The organism is Pectobacterium carotovorum (genome assembly GCF_033898505.1).
GTDB lineage: Bacteria > Pseudomonadota > Gammaproteobacteria > Enterobacterales > Enterobacteriaceae > Pectobacterium > Pectobacterium carotovorum_J.
In genome coordinates, this window is the sequence record NZ_JAXAFK010000004.1 from 1 (window position 1) to 19,110 (window position 19,110).

The window sequence follows — 19,110 nt, forward strand, 5'->3', positions numbered from 1 at the left end:
AAGAATTAAAACTGTTTATTCGTAATGAATTTACTGTTGTTCACTCTTCAAGACTTTTTATATCGTTAAGATACGGTCTTGTGAGTGCCCACACAGATTGTCTGATTAAATTGTTAAAGAGCAGTGCCACATCTTCCGTGGCGCGGGCCGCATATATTATGCGTTTCCGCTGTGAAGTCAAGTCATTACTGACCGCCTTCGTTGAATCTTTTTTCCTGTTACCGCAACCGCGTGTCGCTGTTGCCGTGTCAGTGGAGGCGCATTATAGGGACTTCTCGCCGCCTGACAAGCGCTAAATTCAAAATAATTATCGTTTGTCTACTATTTACCCACAAGGCTATTAAAGTGGCAGTTTTTCCAGCGAATCGAAGCCATAACGCTGCAATATTGGCCACAGCGTAGCGACTTTAGGTGTAATCGCCAGGCAATAAACCAGATTCTTATCTGTCGAAAGTGGCGGATTATCCAGATTGGCAATTAGCCACGCGGTTCTTCTGGCAATAGCGGCACCAGAATCGACAAGACGTGTTCCATCTGGCAACGCCGCTTTCAGCTCTTCTGCTAACAACGGAAAATGCGTACAACCCAGTACAACCGTATCTGGCGGTTCCGGTAAACGTAGCCAAGGGCGCAGAATTTTTTGCAGTTCGGAAATTGAGATCGTCTCACCCTGCAATTTCGCTTCTGCTAACTCGACCAGTTCTGACGATCCCAGTGACAAAATCTGGCAATCCGTCGCAAAACGGGTAATCAGTTCGTGCGTATAGGGGCGTTGAACCGTTGCGCGCGTCGCCAATAGGCCAACAACGCCGTTGCGCGTCAGTTTAGCTGCAGGCTTCACCGCAGGGACGACGCCCACGACAGGGAAAGTAAAACGCTCACGTAATGCAGGAAGGGAAATAGTACTCGCCGTATTACAGGCAATCACAACCAGTGCGAGCTGATGACGTAGTTGGACTGCGTTAACAATCTCAACCACGCGCTCAATAATAAACTGCTGTGATTTCTCACCATAGGGAAACGCTTCGTTATCGAATGCGTATATATAGTGAAGATCCGGCAAGAGCTGCCGGATTTCATCATAAACAGACAGCCCGCCTACGCCGGAATCGAAGACCAGAACCGTAGGACGGGATGGCAGGTTAGAAGGTATAGCTTCCGGTGAGATAGTATTCTCGCCCTGCCGTGCGGTAGCCATATGCCGTCTCGTAATCTTTATCAAACAGGTTGGCGATTCTACCACGAACTGTCAGATGAGAGGTGATCGGATATGAGGCGGAAACATCAACCGTACTGTAGCTAGGTAGGCGGCGGGTATTTGCTGCATTATCAAACCGCTTACCTACATACTGGTAGCTCAGATTAAAATCGACGTCATACAGGTTCCAATCAACTTGGTACTTCGCTTGCTGCTTCGCACGACGGGCCAAAACCTTATCATTTTCATCGTTGCGGGCATCAAGATAGTCCAAAGTGATTTGATGATTCAGCACACCAGTCTCAAATGATCCCGTCCACTCCAGCCCCTTCATCGTTGCTGCATCAACGTTATAATAAGTCCCAGTATTTGTTGCAAAAGCATACTCATACGCGATCAGATTATCGATCTTATTAATATAACCCGACAAACGCCAACTTAATGGCCCGGTTAAACCTTCCAATCCGGCTTCCCATTGTTTCGACTCTTCAGGCTTTAGGTTTTCATTTGATTCAATATCGAAACGCTTCTGCCCATACAACTGTCCCAAAGTGGGTGCCTGAAAGCCTGTCGCATAGGAGAGGGTTACTCGGTAATCGGGGAAAAATTCCCAGCCTGATGCAAGCTGCCAAGTACCATGTCTACCAAATTTCTCATGGTCATCACCGCGTACAGATCCTTCCAGAATAACAGCACCATATTGCTGTTGCGCGGTTAAATAGGCTCCTGAGTTATCCTGCTTATAGCGGTTACTCTCGCGGTTTAGTGTATTAAAACTAACACCTTCTGAAGTTAACTTCTGCTGGCGCCAGTCAATACCCGCACTGACCATACCATGGCTGAGCGCCAAGGTATTCCCCCACAGCACGTCATATTGGTCAATATCATCTTGAGAGTTATAAGCACCATAGCGCCCTTGAGTACTGAGATATTGGATTGAAGTATATTTCTGATAGCTGGCAATCAACTGAGAAGCATAATTTTCCTGGGAGAATCGCAACCCGCCACTATAGGTATGGTTGTAGCTCTGCTGTTCATTTTGAATAGGAAAACCAAAGTCTTGGGAAAGCGCATCATAGTCACCGTTGCTGCCATAACCGTAGCCACGGAAGAACCCAGAAATTGAATCGTTAAACTGATGTTCAACACCTGCCCAGAATGTTTTATTGCGCCAGCCATCTTTATCTGAGTCTAACGCCTGATTAGATGAATCCGGGTAAACATTGAATCCCCGAGTATCCTGATAAGCTCCAGCTAAAGAGACTCGTGTGCTATCACCAACCGACTGATGCAAACTTCCACTATATTCCTGATAGCGGTTCGAACCAGCCCCTGCATTAAGTACTGTTTTATTTTCTGTTGTTTGCGTAATGATATTAACCACGCCACCAATAGCGTCGGCACCGTATACCGCCGAGCGTGGACCACGCATAAACTCAATGCGCTGTACTAAAGCAATAGGGATAAGGTTGAAATCTGGATCGCCCGTAATACCGTATTTAGCAATAGGGACACCATCAATGAGTACCAACGTATGACGTGCTTCCGAGCCCCGAATATACATTGATGCGCTTTGTCCCAACCCACCAGTCTGAGCAATATTCACCCCTGGCAATCGACGCATAACTTCCAAAACATTCTTCGCTTGCCACCGATTGATGTCATCACGAGTGACCACGTCAATTGCCGCCAGCACCGAAGAAACCGGCTGCGCGAAGCGATTTGCCGTTACTACCATGTCATCGGTATTTTTTTCCGATGACGGATTTTGACTTTCCTGCGCCCAGCCAGAAAATGCCGTGACGGAAAGCGCCGTCAGCAGCGAAACTTTTTTAATCATTGTTAAAGCATCCGAGAAATAATAAGGATGCCGCAGGCTCTGCTAATAGCACGCGATATGCAGAACCAATTGCGACGTATTCCGGCAGGTCTTCGGGCTTGGATGCCGTTGTTACCACAAACCGTCAATGACGGTAAGGGATACAACGAAAGCGATGACTTCCCATCCTCAAAAGTTGAAGACAGTGTCTGCATAATAATGCTATCGCCGGGGCTTTCCTTACCGCTGCGCGTCAGCTCCAGATTTACACTGGATTCCCTTTTGACTTGTGATACAAGGCCGGACGCTCATCCTACAATCGCGAATTGCGGAAGTCTAGACTTCCATATCACTACAGGATAATAACGTAACAAAACTGGACTTCCTGGCCGGATTCCCTACAATTCCCGGCCAATAACACCCTTTTAGACGCTGTTCAGACGAGAAAACCATGACGCCAGAAATCCTGCCCATCGAACAATACGACGACCAGCTTGCAGAGAAAACCGAGCGTCTGCGTGGCATGATGGCACCGTTCAATGCACCGGAACCTGTCGTCTTCCGTTCTCCCGCCAGCCACTATCGGATGCGTGCCGAATTCCGCATCTGGCACGAGGGTGACGAGCTTTACCACATCATGTTTGACCAACAAACCAAACAGCGCATTCGGGTCGATCGCTTTCCGGCAGCCAGTGAGTTAATCAATCGCCTGATGCCAGAGCTGCTTGCTGCAATCCAGCCCGATTCCGTTCTGCGCCGCAAACTGTTCCAGATAGACTATCTGTCCACCCTGAGCGGCGAAGTGATCGTTTCACTGCTGTATCACCGCGCACTGGACGAGGAGTGGCAGGAGCATGCCCGTGCGCTGCGCGATAGCCTGACGGCGCAGGGGTTCCGTCTACAGCTGATTGGTCGTGCGACAAAAACCAAAATCTGCCTCGACCGCGATTATGTTGATGAATGCCTGCCGGTTGCAGGTCGGGATATGATTTACCGACAGGTAGAAAACAGCTTCACGCAGCCGAATGCCGCAATCAATATTCAGATGCTGGAATGGGCGCTGGATGCGACGGCGGGATCGACAGGGGATTTGCTAGAGCTGTATTGCGGTAACGGCAATTTTTCACTCGCGCTGGCAAGAAATTTCGAACGCGTACTGGCAACTGAGATCGCCAAGCCATCCGTCGCGGCGGCACAGTATAATATTACGGCGAACCAGATAGAGAACGTGCAGATTATCCGTATGGCAGCAGAAGAATTTACGCAAGCCATGCAAGGTGTGCGTCAGTTTAATCGCCTACAGGGCATCGATCTGACAAGCTACCAGTGCGAGACCATTTTTGTTGACCCGCCGCGCAGCGGACTGGATGACGAAACGGTGAAACTGGTGCAGGCGTATCCGCGTATTCTTTATATTTCCTGCAACCCGGAAACGCTGAGCCATAACTTGCAAACGCTCTCAGAAACCCACGACATTCGCCGTCTGGCGCTGTTTGATCAATTCCCTTACACCCATCACATGGAGTGTGGCGTGCTGTTGGAAAAACGTCAGTAACGCATACAATCTGGCGGGCTACCCCGCCAGCATCACCTGCTATAACGTCTCGCTCTCTTCTGCGGATACGGAATCCGCCTCTTTTCTGCGGCGCAGTTTCAGGCCAATCCAGAAAACCAGTACCACGCACAGGATTGAAGGAATAAAGTTCGATCCAATGGCAGGATATTCAACGCGCACAATGGCACTGTAAATCAATAAGCCCAACAGAAAACTGGCCGCCGCCAGCATCGGAATACCTTCCGGCATACTGTGGTGCAAATAGCGTTGATGCAGGCAATAAATGGACAAAACCAGCGCAATCAGGGGAAAAATCGAGAACGGAACAATACTGCTGAACAAGGCGGCGAATGCGCCATTGACGGATAAGCCCGCAATCAACGCCAGCACCAGCGTACCTTTTTCTTGGTGAGGTTTTTCTGTCATGGTTTCTCCCTTTTCATGTTGTTGGTATAGAGGCTCTATGGCACGGTAAAGCTACTATCGTGTTCTTTTCTGTACCAGTAATAAGCACCTTTGGCGATCATCCGCAGTTGCAGTACCAGTCGTTCTTCCAGCTGTTTACGCTGTTCCAGAGAAACATCCAGGGCTTCTGCCCCCGCGCTGAAAACAATGGTCACCATCGCTTCCGACTGCGCTTCCGCAAAACTGCGGGGAATATGGTTTTCCACCTCAAGATAATCCGCCAGTTCAGCGATAAAATGCTGAATTTCGCGCGCGACTGCCGCACGGAAAGCGGCCGACGTACCTGAACGTTCACGCAGCAACAGCCGGAACGCATTAGGATTATTGCCGATAAACTCCATGAAGGTGGAAACCGACGTCCTGATTACGCTACCGGTCTTGGCAATACGCTGCCGAGCCTGTCGCATTAACTGACGCAGCATCAGCCCGCTTTCGTCAACCATTGTCAGCCCCAGTTCATCCACATCACGAAAATGACGATAGAAAGACGTCGGCGCGATACCCGCTTCGCGGGCAACTTCACGCAGACTCAGGCTGGCAAAACTGCGCTCAGCGCTTAACTGGCTAAATGCAGCTTCAATAAGGGAACGACGAGTCCGTTCTTTTTGTTGTGCTCTGACACCCATTATGCTGCCCAAATGATCTACTCCCCTTTCCAGAGGGGCACTATAGCAAACTTTATTGTCCGCAGAATGAGACAAAGTTTGCCATATTAAGAATGTGAGAATCTGTTTCCATAGTAAAGGCAGGGATGATTGGGTTCTGCCGCAGTCGATGCTACAATCGCACGATGTTAAGGCCACGTTATTATTTTGTATAAAAACAGGTTTAACCTACCATGACTCTAGAACATCAATTCGATTATGATGCCATTGTGATTGGTTCCGGTCCCGGCGGTGAAGGTGCAGCAATGGGATTGGCCAAGCACGGTGCCAAAATTGCGGTGATTGAACGTCACTACAATGTCGGCGGCGGCTGTACCCACTGGGGTACGATTCCTTCCAAAGCCCTCCGCCACGCCGTCAGCCGTATTATCGAGTTCAATCAAAACCCCCTCTACAGTGACAACTCCCGCATTATCCGCTCCTCATTTTCCGACATCCTGCGCCACGCCGACAGCGTCATTGGTCAGCAAACCCGTATGCGACAAGGATTTTATGAGCGTAACCAGTGTGAGTTGTTCTCCGGCGAAGCCAGCTTCATCGACGCCCATACGATCGCCGTTCACTACCCAGACAACACCCATGAAACGCTGACCGCTGCAAATATCATTATCGCGACCGGTTCACGTCCGTATCATCCGGCAGAAGTCGACTTCAACCACCCGCGCATTTACGACAGCGACTCGATTCTGCAACTCGATCATGAGCCTCAGCACGTCATCATTTACGGCGCGGGCGTTATCGGCTGCGAATATGCTTCTATCTTTCGCGGCCTGAGCGTTAAAGTCGATTTAATCAATACCCGCGATAGGCTACTGGCGTTCCTCGATCAGGAAATGTCGGATGCCCTGTCCTACCATTTCTGGAACAACGGCGTGGTAATCCGCCACAACGAAGAGTTCGAGAGTATTGAAGGGCTGTCCGACGGCGTTATCGTTAATCTGAAGTCAGGCAAAAAGATGAAGGCAGACTGCCTGCTCTATGCCAACGGGCGCACGGGGAATACGGAAACGCTGGGGCTGGAGAATATTGGTCTGAGCACCGACAGCCGCGGCCAGCTCAAGGTCAACAGCATGTACCAGACGGCGCTGGCGCATATTTATGCCATTGGTGATGTCATCGGCTATCCCAGCCTGGCATCCGCGGCGTACGATCAGGGTCGGCTCGCCGCGCAGGCGATTATCAAAGGCGATGCCAGCGCGCATCTGATCGAAGATATCCCAACCGGCATTTATACCATCCCGGAAATCAGCTCCGTGGGGAAAACCGAGCAAGAGCTCACTGCAATGAAAGTGCCTTACGAAGTCGGGCGCGCGCAGTTCAAACATCTGGCGCGAGCGCAGATTGTCGGGATGAATGTGGGGAGCTTGAAGATTCTGTTCCACCGCGAAACCAAACAGATTCTGGGTATTCACTGCTTTGGTGAGCGCGCCGCGGAAATTATCCACATCGGACAGGCCATCATGGAACAAAAAGGTGAAGGCAATACTATCGAATATTTCGTTAATACCACCTTCAACTATCCAACCATGGCAGAAGCGTACCGCGTAGCGGCGCTAAACGGGCTTAACCGCTTATTTTGACAGGTTTTCCATATAGCCCTGCATATGCTCGCGGATGGTATCAGCAAGTTGCTCATAACGTCCGCGCAGCGGTGAACCGGGGCGATACACCAGCGCGATAGTGCGCTTGGGCTCCGGTTTATAGCACGGCAAATAGCAGACGCCGTCGCGTTCGCGTTCACGCGGAACCGACAACGACGGCAGCAGTGTAATACCGCTTCCGGCAGCGACCATATTACGCAACGTCTCCAGGCTGGTCGCCCGGAAATGCGTATCTTCATCCGCCCCCGCCTGAAAACAAAAGCCCATGGCCTGATCGCGTAGGCAGTGGCCGTCTTCCAGCATCAGCAGCTTCTCACCCGCCAGATCTGACATCGCCACACGTTCGCGGTTCGCCCAAGGGTGATCCTGATAAATGGCCAGCTTCATCGGCTCATCAAAGAGGGGAACTTCGATAAAGGCTTCGGACTCTTTCACCATCGCGAGAATGGCGCAGTCCAGTTTGCCGCTGTCCAACTGGGCCAGCAACTGGTGGGTTTGCGCTTCGTGCAGATACATTTCGAGTTTGGGAAACGTGCGATGCAGCATTGGAATAATTTGCGGCAGCAGATAAGGTCCCACCGTGGGGATCAGGCCGATATGCAAAGGCCCGGACATGGTTTCGCCCTGCTGGCTCGCCATCTCTTTTAGTACTTTTACCTCGCGTAATACCGTTCGTGCCTGCTCGACCAGCAACAGCCCCGCTTGCGTAAACAAGACTTTGCGACTGGTTCGCTCCAGCAACATCACGCCGAGTTCATCTTCCAGTTTACGAATCTGTCCACTGAGTGTTGGCTGACTCACATGGCAGGAATCTGCCGCACGCCGAAAGTGACGATGTTCTGCCAGCGCGACAAGATACTCTAAGTCCCGAATATTCATTATTATTCTCCTTATCATGATAGCTAACAGCGATAGATAGGATATCAATGAACGACAATCCCTATCAACATCCAAAATGAATAATATATCCCACCGAAGCGTATCTATTTATTTCTACAGGAATAAAACAATACTTTTACGATTTCGGTACTACTTGGGTATCTGCCAGACTCCAGCCACGCTATAACAAGCGGGCTAACATCTTCAAGCGATTTGGCAGTGACAGCATTTTGTGTGCGTCGGGCAACAATACCCTTGCGAACGATGTCTGGAAAGCTGACCAGCGGCAAAGCAAGGAAAGCATCGAAACTGGTGAAGAGAAAATAGGATTGAATATTCAGAGGGGGTAGTTAATAGGAGATAGTTAATAGGGGATAGTTAATCACGTCGCCGCGTGACCATCATACTGTGATGCGCCATGCGAATAGGAATCTCATCCCTGAGACTCCCCCTTTTCATGGCCGCTGTAAGTAACGTTGAAAGGTATTCCGATACCATTATTCTTCATCACCGCATGCGGCCTCGTTCTTCCTGAAATCTTGCGCGTCGCCTCAGCGCGCCACATCAGGGCGGACGCCCAGCGTATGGCAAATCGCGTAGCTCAGCTCGGCACGGTTCAGCGTATAGAAATGGAAATCTTTTACGCCTTCGCGGCTGAGAATTTTCACCATGTCCATAGCGATAGACGCCCCCACCATTTTGCGGGTTTCGGGATCGTTATCCAGGCCGTCAAACATGGTCGTCATCCAACTCGGCACACGGACGTTCGTCATCGTGGCAAACTTTTGCAGTTGCTTGAAGTTCGACACGGGCAGGATGCCCGGTACAATTTCTACATCGATACCCGTCGCCACACAGCGATCGCGGAATCGCAGGTAGCTTTCTACGTCGAAAAAGAACTGTGTAATCGCGCGATTCGCGCCGGCATCAATCTTGTGCTTCAGGTTAATCAAATCAGCCTGCGCGCTTTTCGCTTCAGGGTGTACTTCGGGATAGGCAGCAACGGAAATATCGAAATCGCCAACCTCTTTCAGCAGGGAAACCAGATCCGCCGCGTACATATCCGGTTTGCCACCTTCTGGCGGCAAGTCGCCACGCAGCGCGACAATATGGCGGATACCGCTCTGCCAGTAATCCTGAGCGATTTCACGCAGCTGTTCACGCGAAGCATCAATGCAGGTCAGGTGAGGCGCGGCTTCCAGACCGGTACGCTCTTTAATCGTTTTGATAATGCTGTGAGTACGGTCACGCTCGCCAGAGTTCGCCCCGTAGGTCACGGAAACAAACTTGGGTTTCAGGCTGCTCAGCCGATCGATAGAGCTCCACAGGGTTTCTTCCATATCGCTAGTACGCGGCGGGAAAAACTCGAACGACACATTAATTCGCCCCTGCAATTCCGCCAGACTTTGATTCAGCGCTTCCCGCTGGTTTGCGTGAAAAAAGCTCATACCTGCTACCCCGTTGACCGTGATTGTTATTATCATTCGCCACACGTCTATACGTTTAGACGTCTATATAGAAAATGACGTAATCTGCTTAAAGAGTCAACGCTTTTCAGCACGGCAAGCCGTGATGATTGCTCACGGTAAATGAAAAAAGTTCATGATGAGTTTCCGCAACACGCTGTCTTGTAGTCACATTGTTATGTCAACGCAGAGACGGTTTCGTGCGCGATAATGTCGTTATTTTCATGCTACTTCGTAGCACGCGCCCGACATGGGGCCGCTCAAACGCCGCTCGCCCCATGACCCCAGGCTTTCGGCGGGAATTATGCCGCTGACGCGGTTCCATCGGTGTTCCTGACCGCTAACCGAGCCGCCAGTGACGCGATTACTCACCCCATAAATGGGGTTCGCCCTGCGGGCCAGCACAAGTGCTGTTCAAAACGTCTTTGACGTTTTGTCCAACGCGGCACTGGCTTTCGCGACATCCTGTCGCTCACTCGGCGGTCAAGCCCACCGCTGCATAATTTTTTACGCCGGATAACAGCAAAACCGTCTCTCAGACTGCATAAAAAATATGATTAAACGAAAGAGAGCACGCCATCAGCCACCAGGAAAATCGTGAAAATGTACGGTATGCCCTTCTTCCGTCGTCAGAAAAATGGCGTACTGCGGGGCTTCCAGGCTGACCTCAAATCCCGGAGCGAAACGTAGGGCGGACTGGTGATTGGTGCCGCGTATCGTGGTGAACGATATTCCTCGCCAACCGCCGCTGGCAGGCCGATGGACGTGCCCTGCGGAAATATGCCGCACATTGCCGAAACGGCGGCACACCTGATACAGCGCCTCTGCCGCTTCGGGAGCCAATCGCACGCTATCCAGCGCCGGAAGCCCGATCGACATCGGAGGGTGATGCAAGAACAGGAACACGTTCTTTTCTTCCGCAGCCTGAAGCTGTTGCTCCAGCCACGCCAGCCGCGTAGAACACAGCGTTCCAGCCACCTCGCCGGCCTGCAACGAGTCCAGCAGAATGACACAATCATCCCCCACGGACGTCACGTTCTGCACAAACCCGTTTTCATCCGCCAGCGTCGGGAACTGGGCCAAAAACGCCTCCCGGTCGTCATGATTCCCCATCGTCACACGCCAGGGAACCTGGAGTTCAGCCAGCGCCGAGGCCAGAAACGTATAGGATGCCGCACTGCCGTCATCAGACAGATCGCCGGAGATCACCACCAGATCGGTATCGCGGTGGTGTACATTGATATCGGCAATCGCTGCCTTCAACTGCTGTTCGGGATCGCGACCGTGCAAATTGCCGCCTTGTGCGGTCAGATGGAGATCGGAAAGTTGAATCAGTTTCATATTATCCTCGGTTTTCACTATCCACGCGCTCTTGCCCGTCACTGCCGTTACGCCGACTGGCGGCGGATTAGCGGGGCAGCCACTTTCGCTCGACACGCGGGTTCTTGTACCTGAGACTGGCGTCGATCGAGCAACGCCAACGCCTGTGCCGCCATCGTTGCGGGATCCTGACGAAACGTCGTCAACGCATAGGCATCCCACCCTGCGGCCGGAATATCATCAAATCCGATCACCATGAGATCCTGTGGAACGGCAAGCCCAAACTGCTTTGCGCGATCGATCACGCCGAACGCGACTAAATCGTTAACGCAGAACACCGCATCTGGCCTGACGGCTTCAGGAAGCGAAAACAGCGTCTGCCCGACCACCAGCCCATCGTCATAATCCGTATCGCCGCCGCGCACCACGGCCACGGGCAGCCCTAACGCCCGCGCCTCATCACAAAACGCCTGTTCACGTTCAATGATATTGGGCGTTGCCGAAGCCGCTCCGGCCAGCGCCAGGCGCGTTCTGCCCGATGAGGCAAACAACCGCGCCGCCATACGAGCTGCGGTGTCATTATCAATGTGTACGCTGTCACACGCCGGTTCGTGCCGCCCGATGACAATCAGCGGCTGGCCGTTTAACTGCGCCAGCTCGACAAATTCTTTCGGCGGCGAGCCGGAAAGCACAATCGTCGCTTCCGCACGGTGTCCAAACAGAATGGAGCGTGCGGCCGCCATCGCTTCCCGCACATGGCTGGTATTGATGAGAACGGGAATCGAGCCGCGTTGAATTAACGCCTGCGACAGTTCCGCAACCAGATTGGCACGAAACCCAACCTCGGGGTGCGTCACCACCAGCCCAACCAGACGGCTGCTGTTCGCCAGCAGGCCGCGTGCCAGATCGTTAACCTGATACCCCAGCTCCTGTGCCGCCGTCATTACTTTGGCATAGGTGGCTGCCGACACGCTTGCGCCGGGTGTAAAACTGCGGGATACCGCCGAGCGCGATACACCAGCCCGGCGCGCGACATCCTGTGCGCTGACGTAGCCCTGTTTACCCACCGTCATTTCCCTATCCTTGCCATTACGTCGGCTTTCAAAAAGCGTTCCACCACCAGCATGAACAGCACGGAAGGGATCAGCAGCACCAGCGCGGTAATAGAAGCGATCTGGTAGTTGCCGCCCGCCCCTGCGGTATAGAGCAGCAGCGGCATCATCTGCACATCCGGTGCCCCCACGAAATAGCTGCCGGTAAATTCATCCAGCGATTCGAGGAAAACGAAGATGGCGGACGCCATCAGCCCCGGCATGGCCAGCGGCAGGGTGATATCGACAAAAGCACGCCACGGCCCCGCACCAATCGACCGTGCCGCCTGTTCCATTTCACGCCCCACCGCCGAGAACGCCGCCGAGGCAATCCAGACGGCAAACACCAGCCCGTGCACCGTGTGAACCAGCACGACACCCAGCAGCGTGCCGTTTAGCCCCCACTGATAGAACAGGCGAGCGATATTGACGTACACCGTCAAATTCGGAAACGCCTGTGGAATCAGGAATATCAGCAGTATCAATCCACGAGCAGGCAGCGGCAGACGCGCCAGCGCATATCCCGCCGGAATCGCCAGCGACAGCGAGGCCAGCACCGTAAACACCGCCACCAGCACGCTATTCCCCAGCGCTTCCCAAGCCACCCCGCGCGGTGAAAACACCCGTTTCCAGAAGGCGAAGCCCCAGTCATTAGGCAGCAGATGAGGGTAGAACCATTTTTCCGCCACCGACCACAGCAGGAGATTAGCCAATGGCCCAAAGATCAAGAAAATCAGCGTCCCCAGAATCAGCATTCTCGGGATCCACCACAATACGTTCTTCATGCCTTCTCCCTCATGTTCAAGCGGAGATAAATCACGGCAAACAGGCCAGTCATCAGCAGGGAAACCACCCCCAACGCATTCGCCACGCCATAATCACCGTAGGCGTTAATGCGGAAGGCAATGTTGGCGGTTAACATCGTCGGCGACTGAGCATTAATCATCATCGGCACGGACAGTACCGACATCATGGTGACGAAAGAGAGAATGAGCCCGGTGAGCAGCGTCTGCCCTACCTGAGGCACCACAATTTCACACAGGATACGCAAGCGCGACGCGCCTAAGTTACGGGCGGACTCGATCATCGTACGATCCAGCGACGCCATCGCGCCGGCAACCAGCAGCGCCACAAACGGCGTCTGTTTCCAGACAAAGGCGAACACGATGCCCCGCCAGTCCAGCCAATTGCTGGCGCTGGCCATATCGACAATGCCGAGCGTATCCAGCGCGCCATTCAGCCAGCCGTTCTTAGCCAAAAACGTGCGTAAAATTTGCCCGGTTACGATAAACGGAATAAACAGCGGCCAGCGATAGACCCAGCGCAGCAGCGCCACCATACGCGGGCTTTCCCCTAACGTCAGGTAACCGCCGATCATGACGGACAGCAGGCCAATCAGCAGCGTTGAGAGGCTCACTATCAGTAAAGTAAACAGGATATCGGGCAGATACAGCGTCAATGCCGTGACAAAATTATCAACGCCCACGCCATTTTGACTAACAAAAGCGCCCCCAACCGACAGCCCCAGCGGCGTGATAAAACAGACAGCCACCACCGCCAGCGCGGGTAGCACAAGCGCGATACCCGCCAGTCGGGAAGAGAATTGGGATACTTGCAACATGAATATCTCCGCGCTCTGGCTTCATCCCGCCAGAGCGCATGTGGTACTAGGTGTGTATACCCTAAATAATTCGAGTTGCATGAAGGCGGCAACCGCACGAGTCCCCAGGAGCTTACTCAGGTAAGTGACTGGGGTGAGTAAGGGCAGCCAACGCACAGGCAGCTTGAAGTATGACGGGTATAATTACTTCGCCATCGCCTGCTCATAGGCATTCAGAATCGCAGTGTGGTAAGGCGCGATAGGGAACGTCTTTCCTTTGCTCGCCAGCTCATCAGGCGTCACGTCCGTGAACAGACGTTGCCATACTGCGGGCTTCAGCTCGGCCTGAACGTACTTGGCATCGATCCCCGGATACCAATTAAAGCGCTCCACAATTCCTTCGGCCTGTACTTTGGCGCTGGTTGCCAGTTCGACAAACTGCTTAGCCAGTTCGCGGTTCGGTGCCTGTGCGGGGATGACATAGTGCATCGGCTGCCCCGGCATACCGGGCGCAGGCAGCAGCAATTTGAAATTGTCCGGCAGCTGTCCGCTCGCTTTCCAGGAATAGAACATGTCGACCCACACCGGCCCCATCGCGATTTCACCGCGGCTCAACATGTCGAGCGTGCCAGCGTTACCCGGCGTCAGCGTCACGTTCTTGTTAAAGGCTTTCAGCCGTTCAAACGCTGGCTGCCATTTCTGCGCTTCCGCTTCATCAAACGGCCCGTTCATCAGCTTCTGGGCATCGCCGCCGTAAGCGTAAATCCAGCCCATGACGAAGCTCACGCCCGATGCGCCGCCCTTAATGCCGTTGTAGCCGAACATCTTCGGATTCGCGGCGGCCCACTGCTGGATTTCGTCATAGCTTTTAGGCGGATTCGCTACCATGCTGGGGTTATAGGCCAGCGCCGTCTGGCTACTGAACATCGGCATGACATAGCCTTTCACGTCCGTGCCCATGGCTTTATCCGCCGCGGCCATGCTCACCAGCTTGCCGCTGGCGATATCATCGCGATATTTCAGCAGATCGCCCTTTTGCACCATTGGACCGACAAATTTCTCATGCACGACCGCCACATCGGTGTCCCAGACTTTGGCACCCGCGGCCTGCTGTGCATTGAAACGCTCAAGAATCTTCTGCGACCCCGCATCACCCGGTCCGGTACCGACTGCGCGGACTTTTACACCGGGATGCTGTTTCTCAAACAGCGGCCCCAGATATTCATTGACATAGTCGACCATGTTCTGGTCACCCGCCGTCAACACCGTTAATTCCTGAGCCTGTACAGCAGCCAGTGGCGTACTCATCATCAGCGTTGCAGCAAAAATGCGTTTCATATCATTTGTCTCCAATTCAGGATCAGGCCGTCAGGCCGGGAAGCGGGGAATAACGTGAAGTGGTATCCGGTACCGCCGACGAAGACGTAGCCTCTTCTGCCAGCGGGAAAAGAAACAGCGCCTCCGCAGGGATCTGCACCGCAACCCGCTGCCCGATGGCATAAGGGTGCGACGCATGAACCTGTATCCGCCAGGTGCCGCTGGAAATCGTATGCAGCCAGTATCCGCCAGGGTAACTTTGTGCCTGCACCGTGCCGTAACGCATCAACATGCCAGGCTGGATGAGCGGAACCTCTGCAGCATCGTAAAGACAAGCCGCTTCCGCACGAAAGCGCGCTTCTATCGGGCCGGGCTGTAGCGACGTATGCGTTGGCACCAGCGAGTGACTTTCGGCATCCCCGGGAATCATCAGCGTATCGCCGTCATAGCGCGCGTCCAGCACCAGCCGGTTTTCTGCGCCCATAAACGCCGCGACAAACGCGCTGGCCGGATGGTGATACACCTCTTGTGGGCTGCCTGCCTGCATGATGCGACCCTGATTCAAAATCACGATGCGATCCGCCATCACCATCGCTTCTTCGCGATCGTGCGTCACGTGGATCGCGGTCAATCCCAGTCGCTGTTGCAGCGCACGGATCTCATCACGCAGCTGTAGACGAATACGGGCATCCAGATTGGAGAGCGGTTCGTCCAGCAGCAAAATATCGGGTCTCACCGCCAGTGCACGCCCCAAGGCGACACGCTGACGCTGCCCACCGGACAGCTCCGCAGGCTTACGGGCGCTCAGCCCCGTCAACCCGAGCATGGTTTCCAGTTCCGCCACGCGGCTGGCAATCTCCGCACGCGGGACGCGGCGCAAGCGCAGCCCGTAAGCAATATGCTGTGCCACCGTCATATGCGGCCACAGCGCGTAGCTCTGAAACACCAGCGCCATTCCGCGTTTCTCTGGCGGCGCTTGCGTCATATCCTGCCCGTTAACGCGAATCGCCCCCGATCGCGGCGACGAAAACCCGGCAACAGTACGCAGTAACGTCGTCTTGCCGCATCCTGACGAACCGAGCAACGCCACGAATTCGCCCTGCGCAATCTCCAGATGGATATCGTTCAATACGGCTGTCGTACCGTATCCAACATGTAGATGGTCGATGACAATGTGCGGGGCTGCCGCAGAGGAAGTTGTTTTTTGCACAGCTGTGCATTCCGCGATAATCAAACAATGCGCCGATTGTGCGGTGAGATCGTGTCAGTGGCGTGTTGTCATCATGACATTTCAATGACACGACTGGTGGGGAATATGGGGAAATACTCTTAACGCTCGCCTTAATAAGTGCGCGAAAGCTCTGCGGAGTTTGCCATTATCCGGCGTAAAAAATTATGCTGAAGAGATAGCAGGCTTAGGATGAGCCGCAGGGAAGCGGCTCAAGCTTGCGCCACGTAGGGAACGTGTCGCAAGCGGTCCGTTAAGCCGGATATCGAAGAAGGCACCGCGTCAGCGGCATAATTTGCGCCGGAAAGCCAGGGGTCACGGGGCGAGCGGCGCGTGAGCCGCCCCGTGTCGGGCGTTTGCTACGAGGTAGCATGAAAATGGCGGGGTTGTGGCGCACGAAACCGTCTCTTGGTCTGCATAAAAATATGACTAAGAGACGGCCAACAATAATGTCGCGCTGACAACAGGCCCTACAGTAACTGCGCCAGACGGTTCAGGTCAGACTGAAGCGCACCAGCAGTGACATCGCGCCCCGCGCCCGGCCCACGGATAACCAGCGGATTATCCCGATACCAGCGGCTTTCAATCGCAAACACATTATCACCTGGCAACAGCGAGGCCAGAGGATGATCGGGACGGACGGCTTCAACGCCAACGCGCGCTTTACCGTTGCTGTCAAAGCGTGCAACATGACGCAGAACCAGACCCATTTCCTGTGCTGCTTCCAGACGACGCAGCATCTGCTCGTTCAGCGAATCGCCGTTCTCGAAGAAGTAATCGACTGAGCCCTGCTCACAGCCCGGCGGCACCAGCGACTCAACCCGAACCTGACTAGGCTCGATGTCATAGCCCGCTTCACGCGCCAGAATCACCAGCTTGCGCATCACATCCTGACCGGAAAGGTCAACACGCGGATCCGGCTCGGTCAGCCCCTGCTGGCAAGCCTGATCGACCAGCTCAGTGAACGGCACTGTGCCGTCGAATTGCAAGAACAGCCAGGAAAGCGTGCCGGAGAAAATCCCGCTAATCGCCAGAATACTGTCGCCGCTTTCCCGCAGATCGCGCACCGCAAAGTTGACTGGCAAACCCGCGCCCACGGTCGAGTTATACAACCAGTGGCGATCCGTTTTCGCGAACGCGTCGCGGATCTGGCGATAGTTATTGCCACCGGACGCACCCGCCAGTTTGTTGGCACTGATGACGTGGAAACCATAGCTGGCGAAATCCAGATACAGATCGGCGACCGACTCACTGGCGGTGACGTCCAGCACCACCAAATCATCGAAGGGGTGCGCACGCATCCACAGGAACAGATCTTCGCCATCCCTTTCCTGCGCGTCACTTTCGAAGAAAGCCAACGCCCGGCTGGCATCCAGTCCGTCATAGTTCAGCAGGCTACGCGTACTGTCCACCACGCCAGCCAGGACAAATTCAAAGCCAGTACGTGCAGACAGATTGCTCTGCTCACGCGCAAACAGCTCCAGCCAGCGTGAACCAATATTTCCTTTGCCGAACAGCACCAGACCGATGCGTTTCTCTGCCCGGAACAGCGAATGGTGCAGCCCGCGAATCAGATGCTCTGTCGGGCCGACACGCAGCACCGCCACCAGACTGATACCATCATCGGCCTGGCGGACGAATTCAATCGGCTGATCTTTCAACTGCTGATAGAAACGGTGGCTGTGCAGCGGGTTTTTACCCACGCCTGCACCAACCATCGCAACCATCGCCAGTCCGTCACGCTGGTTGAGTTCAACCGGCAGCGCGGCCTGTGCCAGCAGTTGCAGCGCGCTATCCACCACTTCGGAGGTGTAGCACAGTTGCAGCAGGTTACGATCCTGATGAACGCCGATTGCCAGCGGTTTCAGTTGCGCACGGTTCAGAAGCTGTTCGACTTCTTTTTGCAGCAGCGCGAAATCGTGTTCTGAAGGAACCTGAACTTCAATCAGGCACACGTCATCGTGGCTGGTGACAATTTTGGCGCCCGTGCCCGAGGCCAGCACGCGTTCGATGCGCGTAGACCCTTGTTCAGGCTGATAGCTGCAACGCAGTTGTAGGTCGATATCGCTGCCGGAAACAGGCTGCAAGGTACGCGTATGCAATACCGGCGCAGCCAGACGCGCCAGCTCACTGGCTTCATCCAAACGCAGCAGCGGCAGCAGGCAGGCATCTTTCACCTTGCGCGGATCGGCGCTATAAACCCCGGCGACGTCGCTCCAGATGGTCACGCGTTCCACCCCCGCCAGCGCACCAATTTGCGTGGCCGAGTAGTCGCTTCCGTTGCGCCCCAGCAGTACCGTTTCACCCGCATCATTGCGGCAGATAAAACCGGTTACCACTAAACGCTGCCCCGCATGTTGCGTCAGATATTGCTGCAACAGCGGCCAGGAACGGCCTTCATCAACCTGTGGCTGCGCGGCACGTTCCGCGCAGAGAAAATCGCGCGCATCCAGCCAGGCCGCATTCATATCCAGCTGATTCAACACAGCGGACATCAGGCGAGCCGACCAGATTTCACCGTGTCCGACAACTTCGGCGTAAACGGCATCGGTAATCTTGCCATCCAGCAGCGTAGCCAACCGCTCCAGATCGCGAATAAACTGGGCGGTCAGCGCTTCTGCCGTTTGCGCAGGCAGAAGGCCAGCGATCAGTTCGCTGTGATAACGGCGTAACGCCTGCTGGACCTGATGCGCCGACAGACGATCGCTCTGACTGAGTTTCAACCAGCTAATCAACTGGTTTGTGGTACTGCCTGCGGCGGATACCACCATTAAATCACCGGGGTGGCTATACTCCGCCATAATACCGGCAACGCGCAGGTAACACTTCACATCGGCCAGACTGCTACCGCCAAACTTATGCAGCTGTCGGCCCGTTACCGATGGCGCTACTCCTAATGCACTCAT

Annotated in this window: 16 protein-coding genes and 1 riboswitch; of the genes, 3 read left to right on the forward strand and 13 right to left on the reverse strand. The window is 54.1% G+C overall.

The annotated features are described in order from the left end of the window. The coding region (locus tag R9X49_RS17150; protein WP_319849578.1) for a hypothetical protein at positions 1–296 on the forward strand (296 nt) is incomplete at its 5' end. Between the two features lie 44 nt (positions 297–340). Here R9X49_RS17150 and murI read toward each other — a convergent pair. Continuing rightward, positions 341–1,198, reverse strand: a complete 858-nt coding sequence (murI, locus tag R9X49_RS17155; RefSeq protein ID WP_319849579.1) for a glutamate racemase — start codon at positions 1,196–1,198, stop codon at positions 341–343. Beyond that, on the reverse strand, positions 1,143–3,038 hold the full coding sequence (gene btuB, locus R9X49_RS17160; protein ID WP_319849580.1) for a TonB-dependent vitamin B12 receptor BtuB: 1,896 nt from the start codon (positions 3,036–3,038) through the stop codon (positions 1,143–1,145). Before btuB ends, murI begins: the two co-directional genes overlap by 56 nt. Before the next feature lie 65 nt (positions 3,039–3,103). Beyond that, positions 3,104–3,337, reverse strand: a riboswitch (cobalamin riboswitch). 131 nt (positions 3,338–3,468) lie between these two features. Between btuB and trmA the strand changes: the two genes are divergently transcribed. Further along, positions 3,469–4,572 (forward strand): tRNA (uridine(54)-C5)-methyltransferase TrmA, encoded by a 1,104-nt coding sequence (gene trmA / locus R9X49_RS17165; RefSeq protein WP_319849581.1) that lies wholly within the window; start codon positions 3,469–3,471, stop codon positions 4,570–4,572. 39 nt (positions 4,573–4,611) lie between these two features. Here the strand turns inward: trmA and R9X49_RS17170 are convergent, their stop codons facing one another. Further along, a complete protein-coding gene (locus R9X49_RS17170; RefSeq protein WP_319849582.1) occupies positions 4,612–4,998 on the reverse strand; it encodes a YijD family membrane protein in 387 nt (128 codons plus the stop codon). A 35-nt stretch (positions 4,999–5,033) separates the two neighbouring features. After that, entirely contained in the window at positions 5,034–5,663 is a 630-nt protein-coding gene (gene fabR / locus R9X49_RS17175; RefSeq protein WP_010308157.1) for an HTH-type transcriptional repressor FabR, read from the reverse strand. Between the two features lie 212 nt (positions 5,664–5,875). Here fabR and sthA point away from each other — a divergent pair, with 212 nt between their 5' ends. Then, entirely contained in the window at positions 5,876–7,282 is a 1,407-nt protein-coding gene (sthA, locus tag R9X49_RS17180) for a Si-specific NAD(P)(+) transhydrogenase (protein ID WP_012772922.1), read from the forward strand. On the opposite strand, the gene oxyR is transcribed toward sthA, so the two are convergent. The 9 genes from oxyR to R9X49_RS17225 all read right to left on the reverse strand — a co-directional run bounded on the left by oxyR (position 7,274) and on the right by R9X49_RS17225 (position 19,110). Further along, complete coding sequence (oxyR, locus tag R9X49_RS17185; protein ID WP_010281486.1) at positions 7,274–8,182, reverse strand: DNA-binding transcriptional regulator OxyR; 909 nt, start codon at positions 8,180–8,182, stop codon at positions 7,274–7,276. The genes sthA and oxyR overlap by 9 nt on opposite strands. A 551-nt stretch (positions 8,183–8,733) precedes the next feature. Further along, positions 8,734–9,630 (reverse strand): methylenetetrahydrofolate reductase, encoded by an 897-nt coding sequence (gene metF / locus R9X49_RS17190; protein WP_319849583.1) that lies wholly within the window; start codon positions 9,628–9,630, stop codon positions 8,734–8,736. A gap of 597 nt (positions 9,631–10,227) precedes the next feature. Beyond that, a complete protein-coding gene (locus tag R9X49_RS17195) occupies positions 10,228–11,085 on the reverse strand; it encodes a phosphodiesterase (RefSeq protein ID WP_319849584.1) in 858 nt (285 codons plus the stop codon). Next, a complete protein-coding gene (locus tag R9X49_RS17200; protein WP_319849585.1) occupies positions 11,037–12,041 on the reverse strand; it encodes a LacI family DNA-binding transcriptional regulator in 1,005 nt (334 codons plus the stop codon). Before R9X49_RS17200 ends, R9X49_RS17195 begins: the two co-directional genes overlap by 49 nt. Continuing rightward, entirely contained in the window at positions 12,038–12,844 is an 807-nt protein-coding gene (locus R9X49_RS17205; protein ID WP_012772917.1) for an ABC transporter permease, read from the reverse strand. Before R9X49_RS17205 ends, R9X49_RS17200 begins: the two co-directional genes overlap by 4 nt. After that, positions 12,841–13,680: a sugar ABC transporter permease gene (locus tag R9X49_RS17210; RefSeq protein WP_319849586.1), complete on the reverse strand. Its 840-nt coding sequence runs from the start codon at positions 13,678–13,680 to the stop codon at positions 12,841–12,843. Before R9X49_RS17210 ends, R9X49_RS17205 begins: the two co-directional genes overlap by 4 nt. 183 nt (positions 13,681–13,863) lie before the next feature. Beyond that, a complete protein-coding gene (locus R9X49_RS17215; protein ID WP_104209604.1) occupies positions 13,864–14,997 on the reverse strand; it encodes an extracellular solute-binding protein in 1,134 nt (377 codons plus the stop codon). A gap of 22 nt (positions 14,998–15,019) precedes the next feature. Beyond that, positions 15,020–16,186 carry an ABC transporter ATP-binding protein gene (locus R9X49_RS17220; RefSeq protein ID WP_319849587.1) on the reverse strand — a complete coding sequence of 389 codons (1,167 nt, stop codon included), beginning with the start codon at positions 16,184–16,186 and terminating at the stop codon, positions 15,020–15,022. 488 nt (positions 16,187–16,674) lie between these two features. Further along, positions 16,675–19,110, reverse strand: coding sequence for a bifunctional aspartate kinase/homoserine dehydrogenase II (locus tag R9X49_RS17225; protein WP_319849588.1), 2,436 nt, complete (start codon positions 19,108–19,110; stop codon positions 16,675–16,677).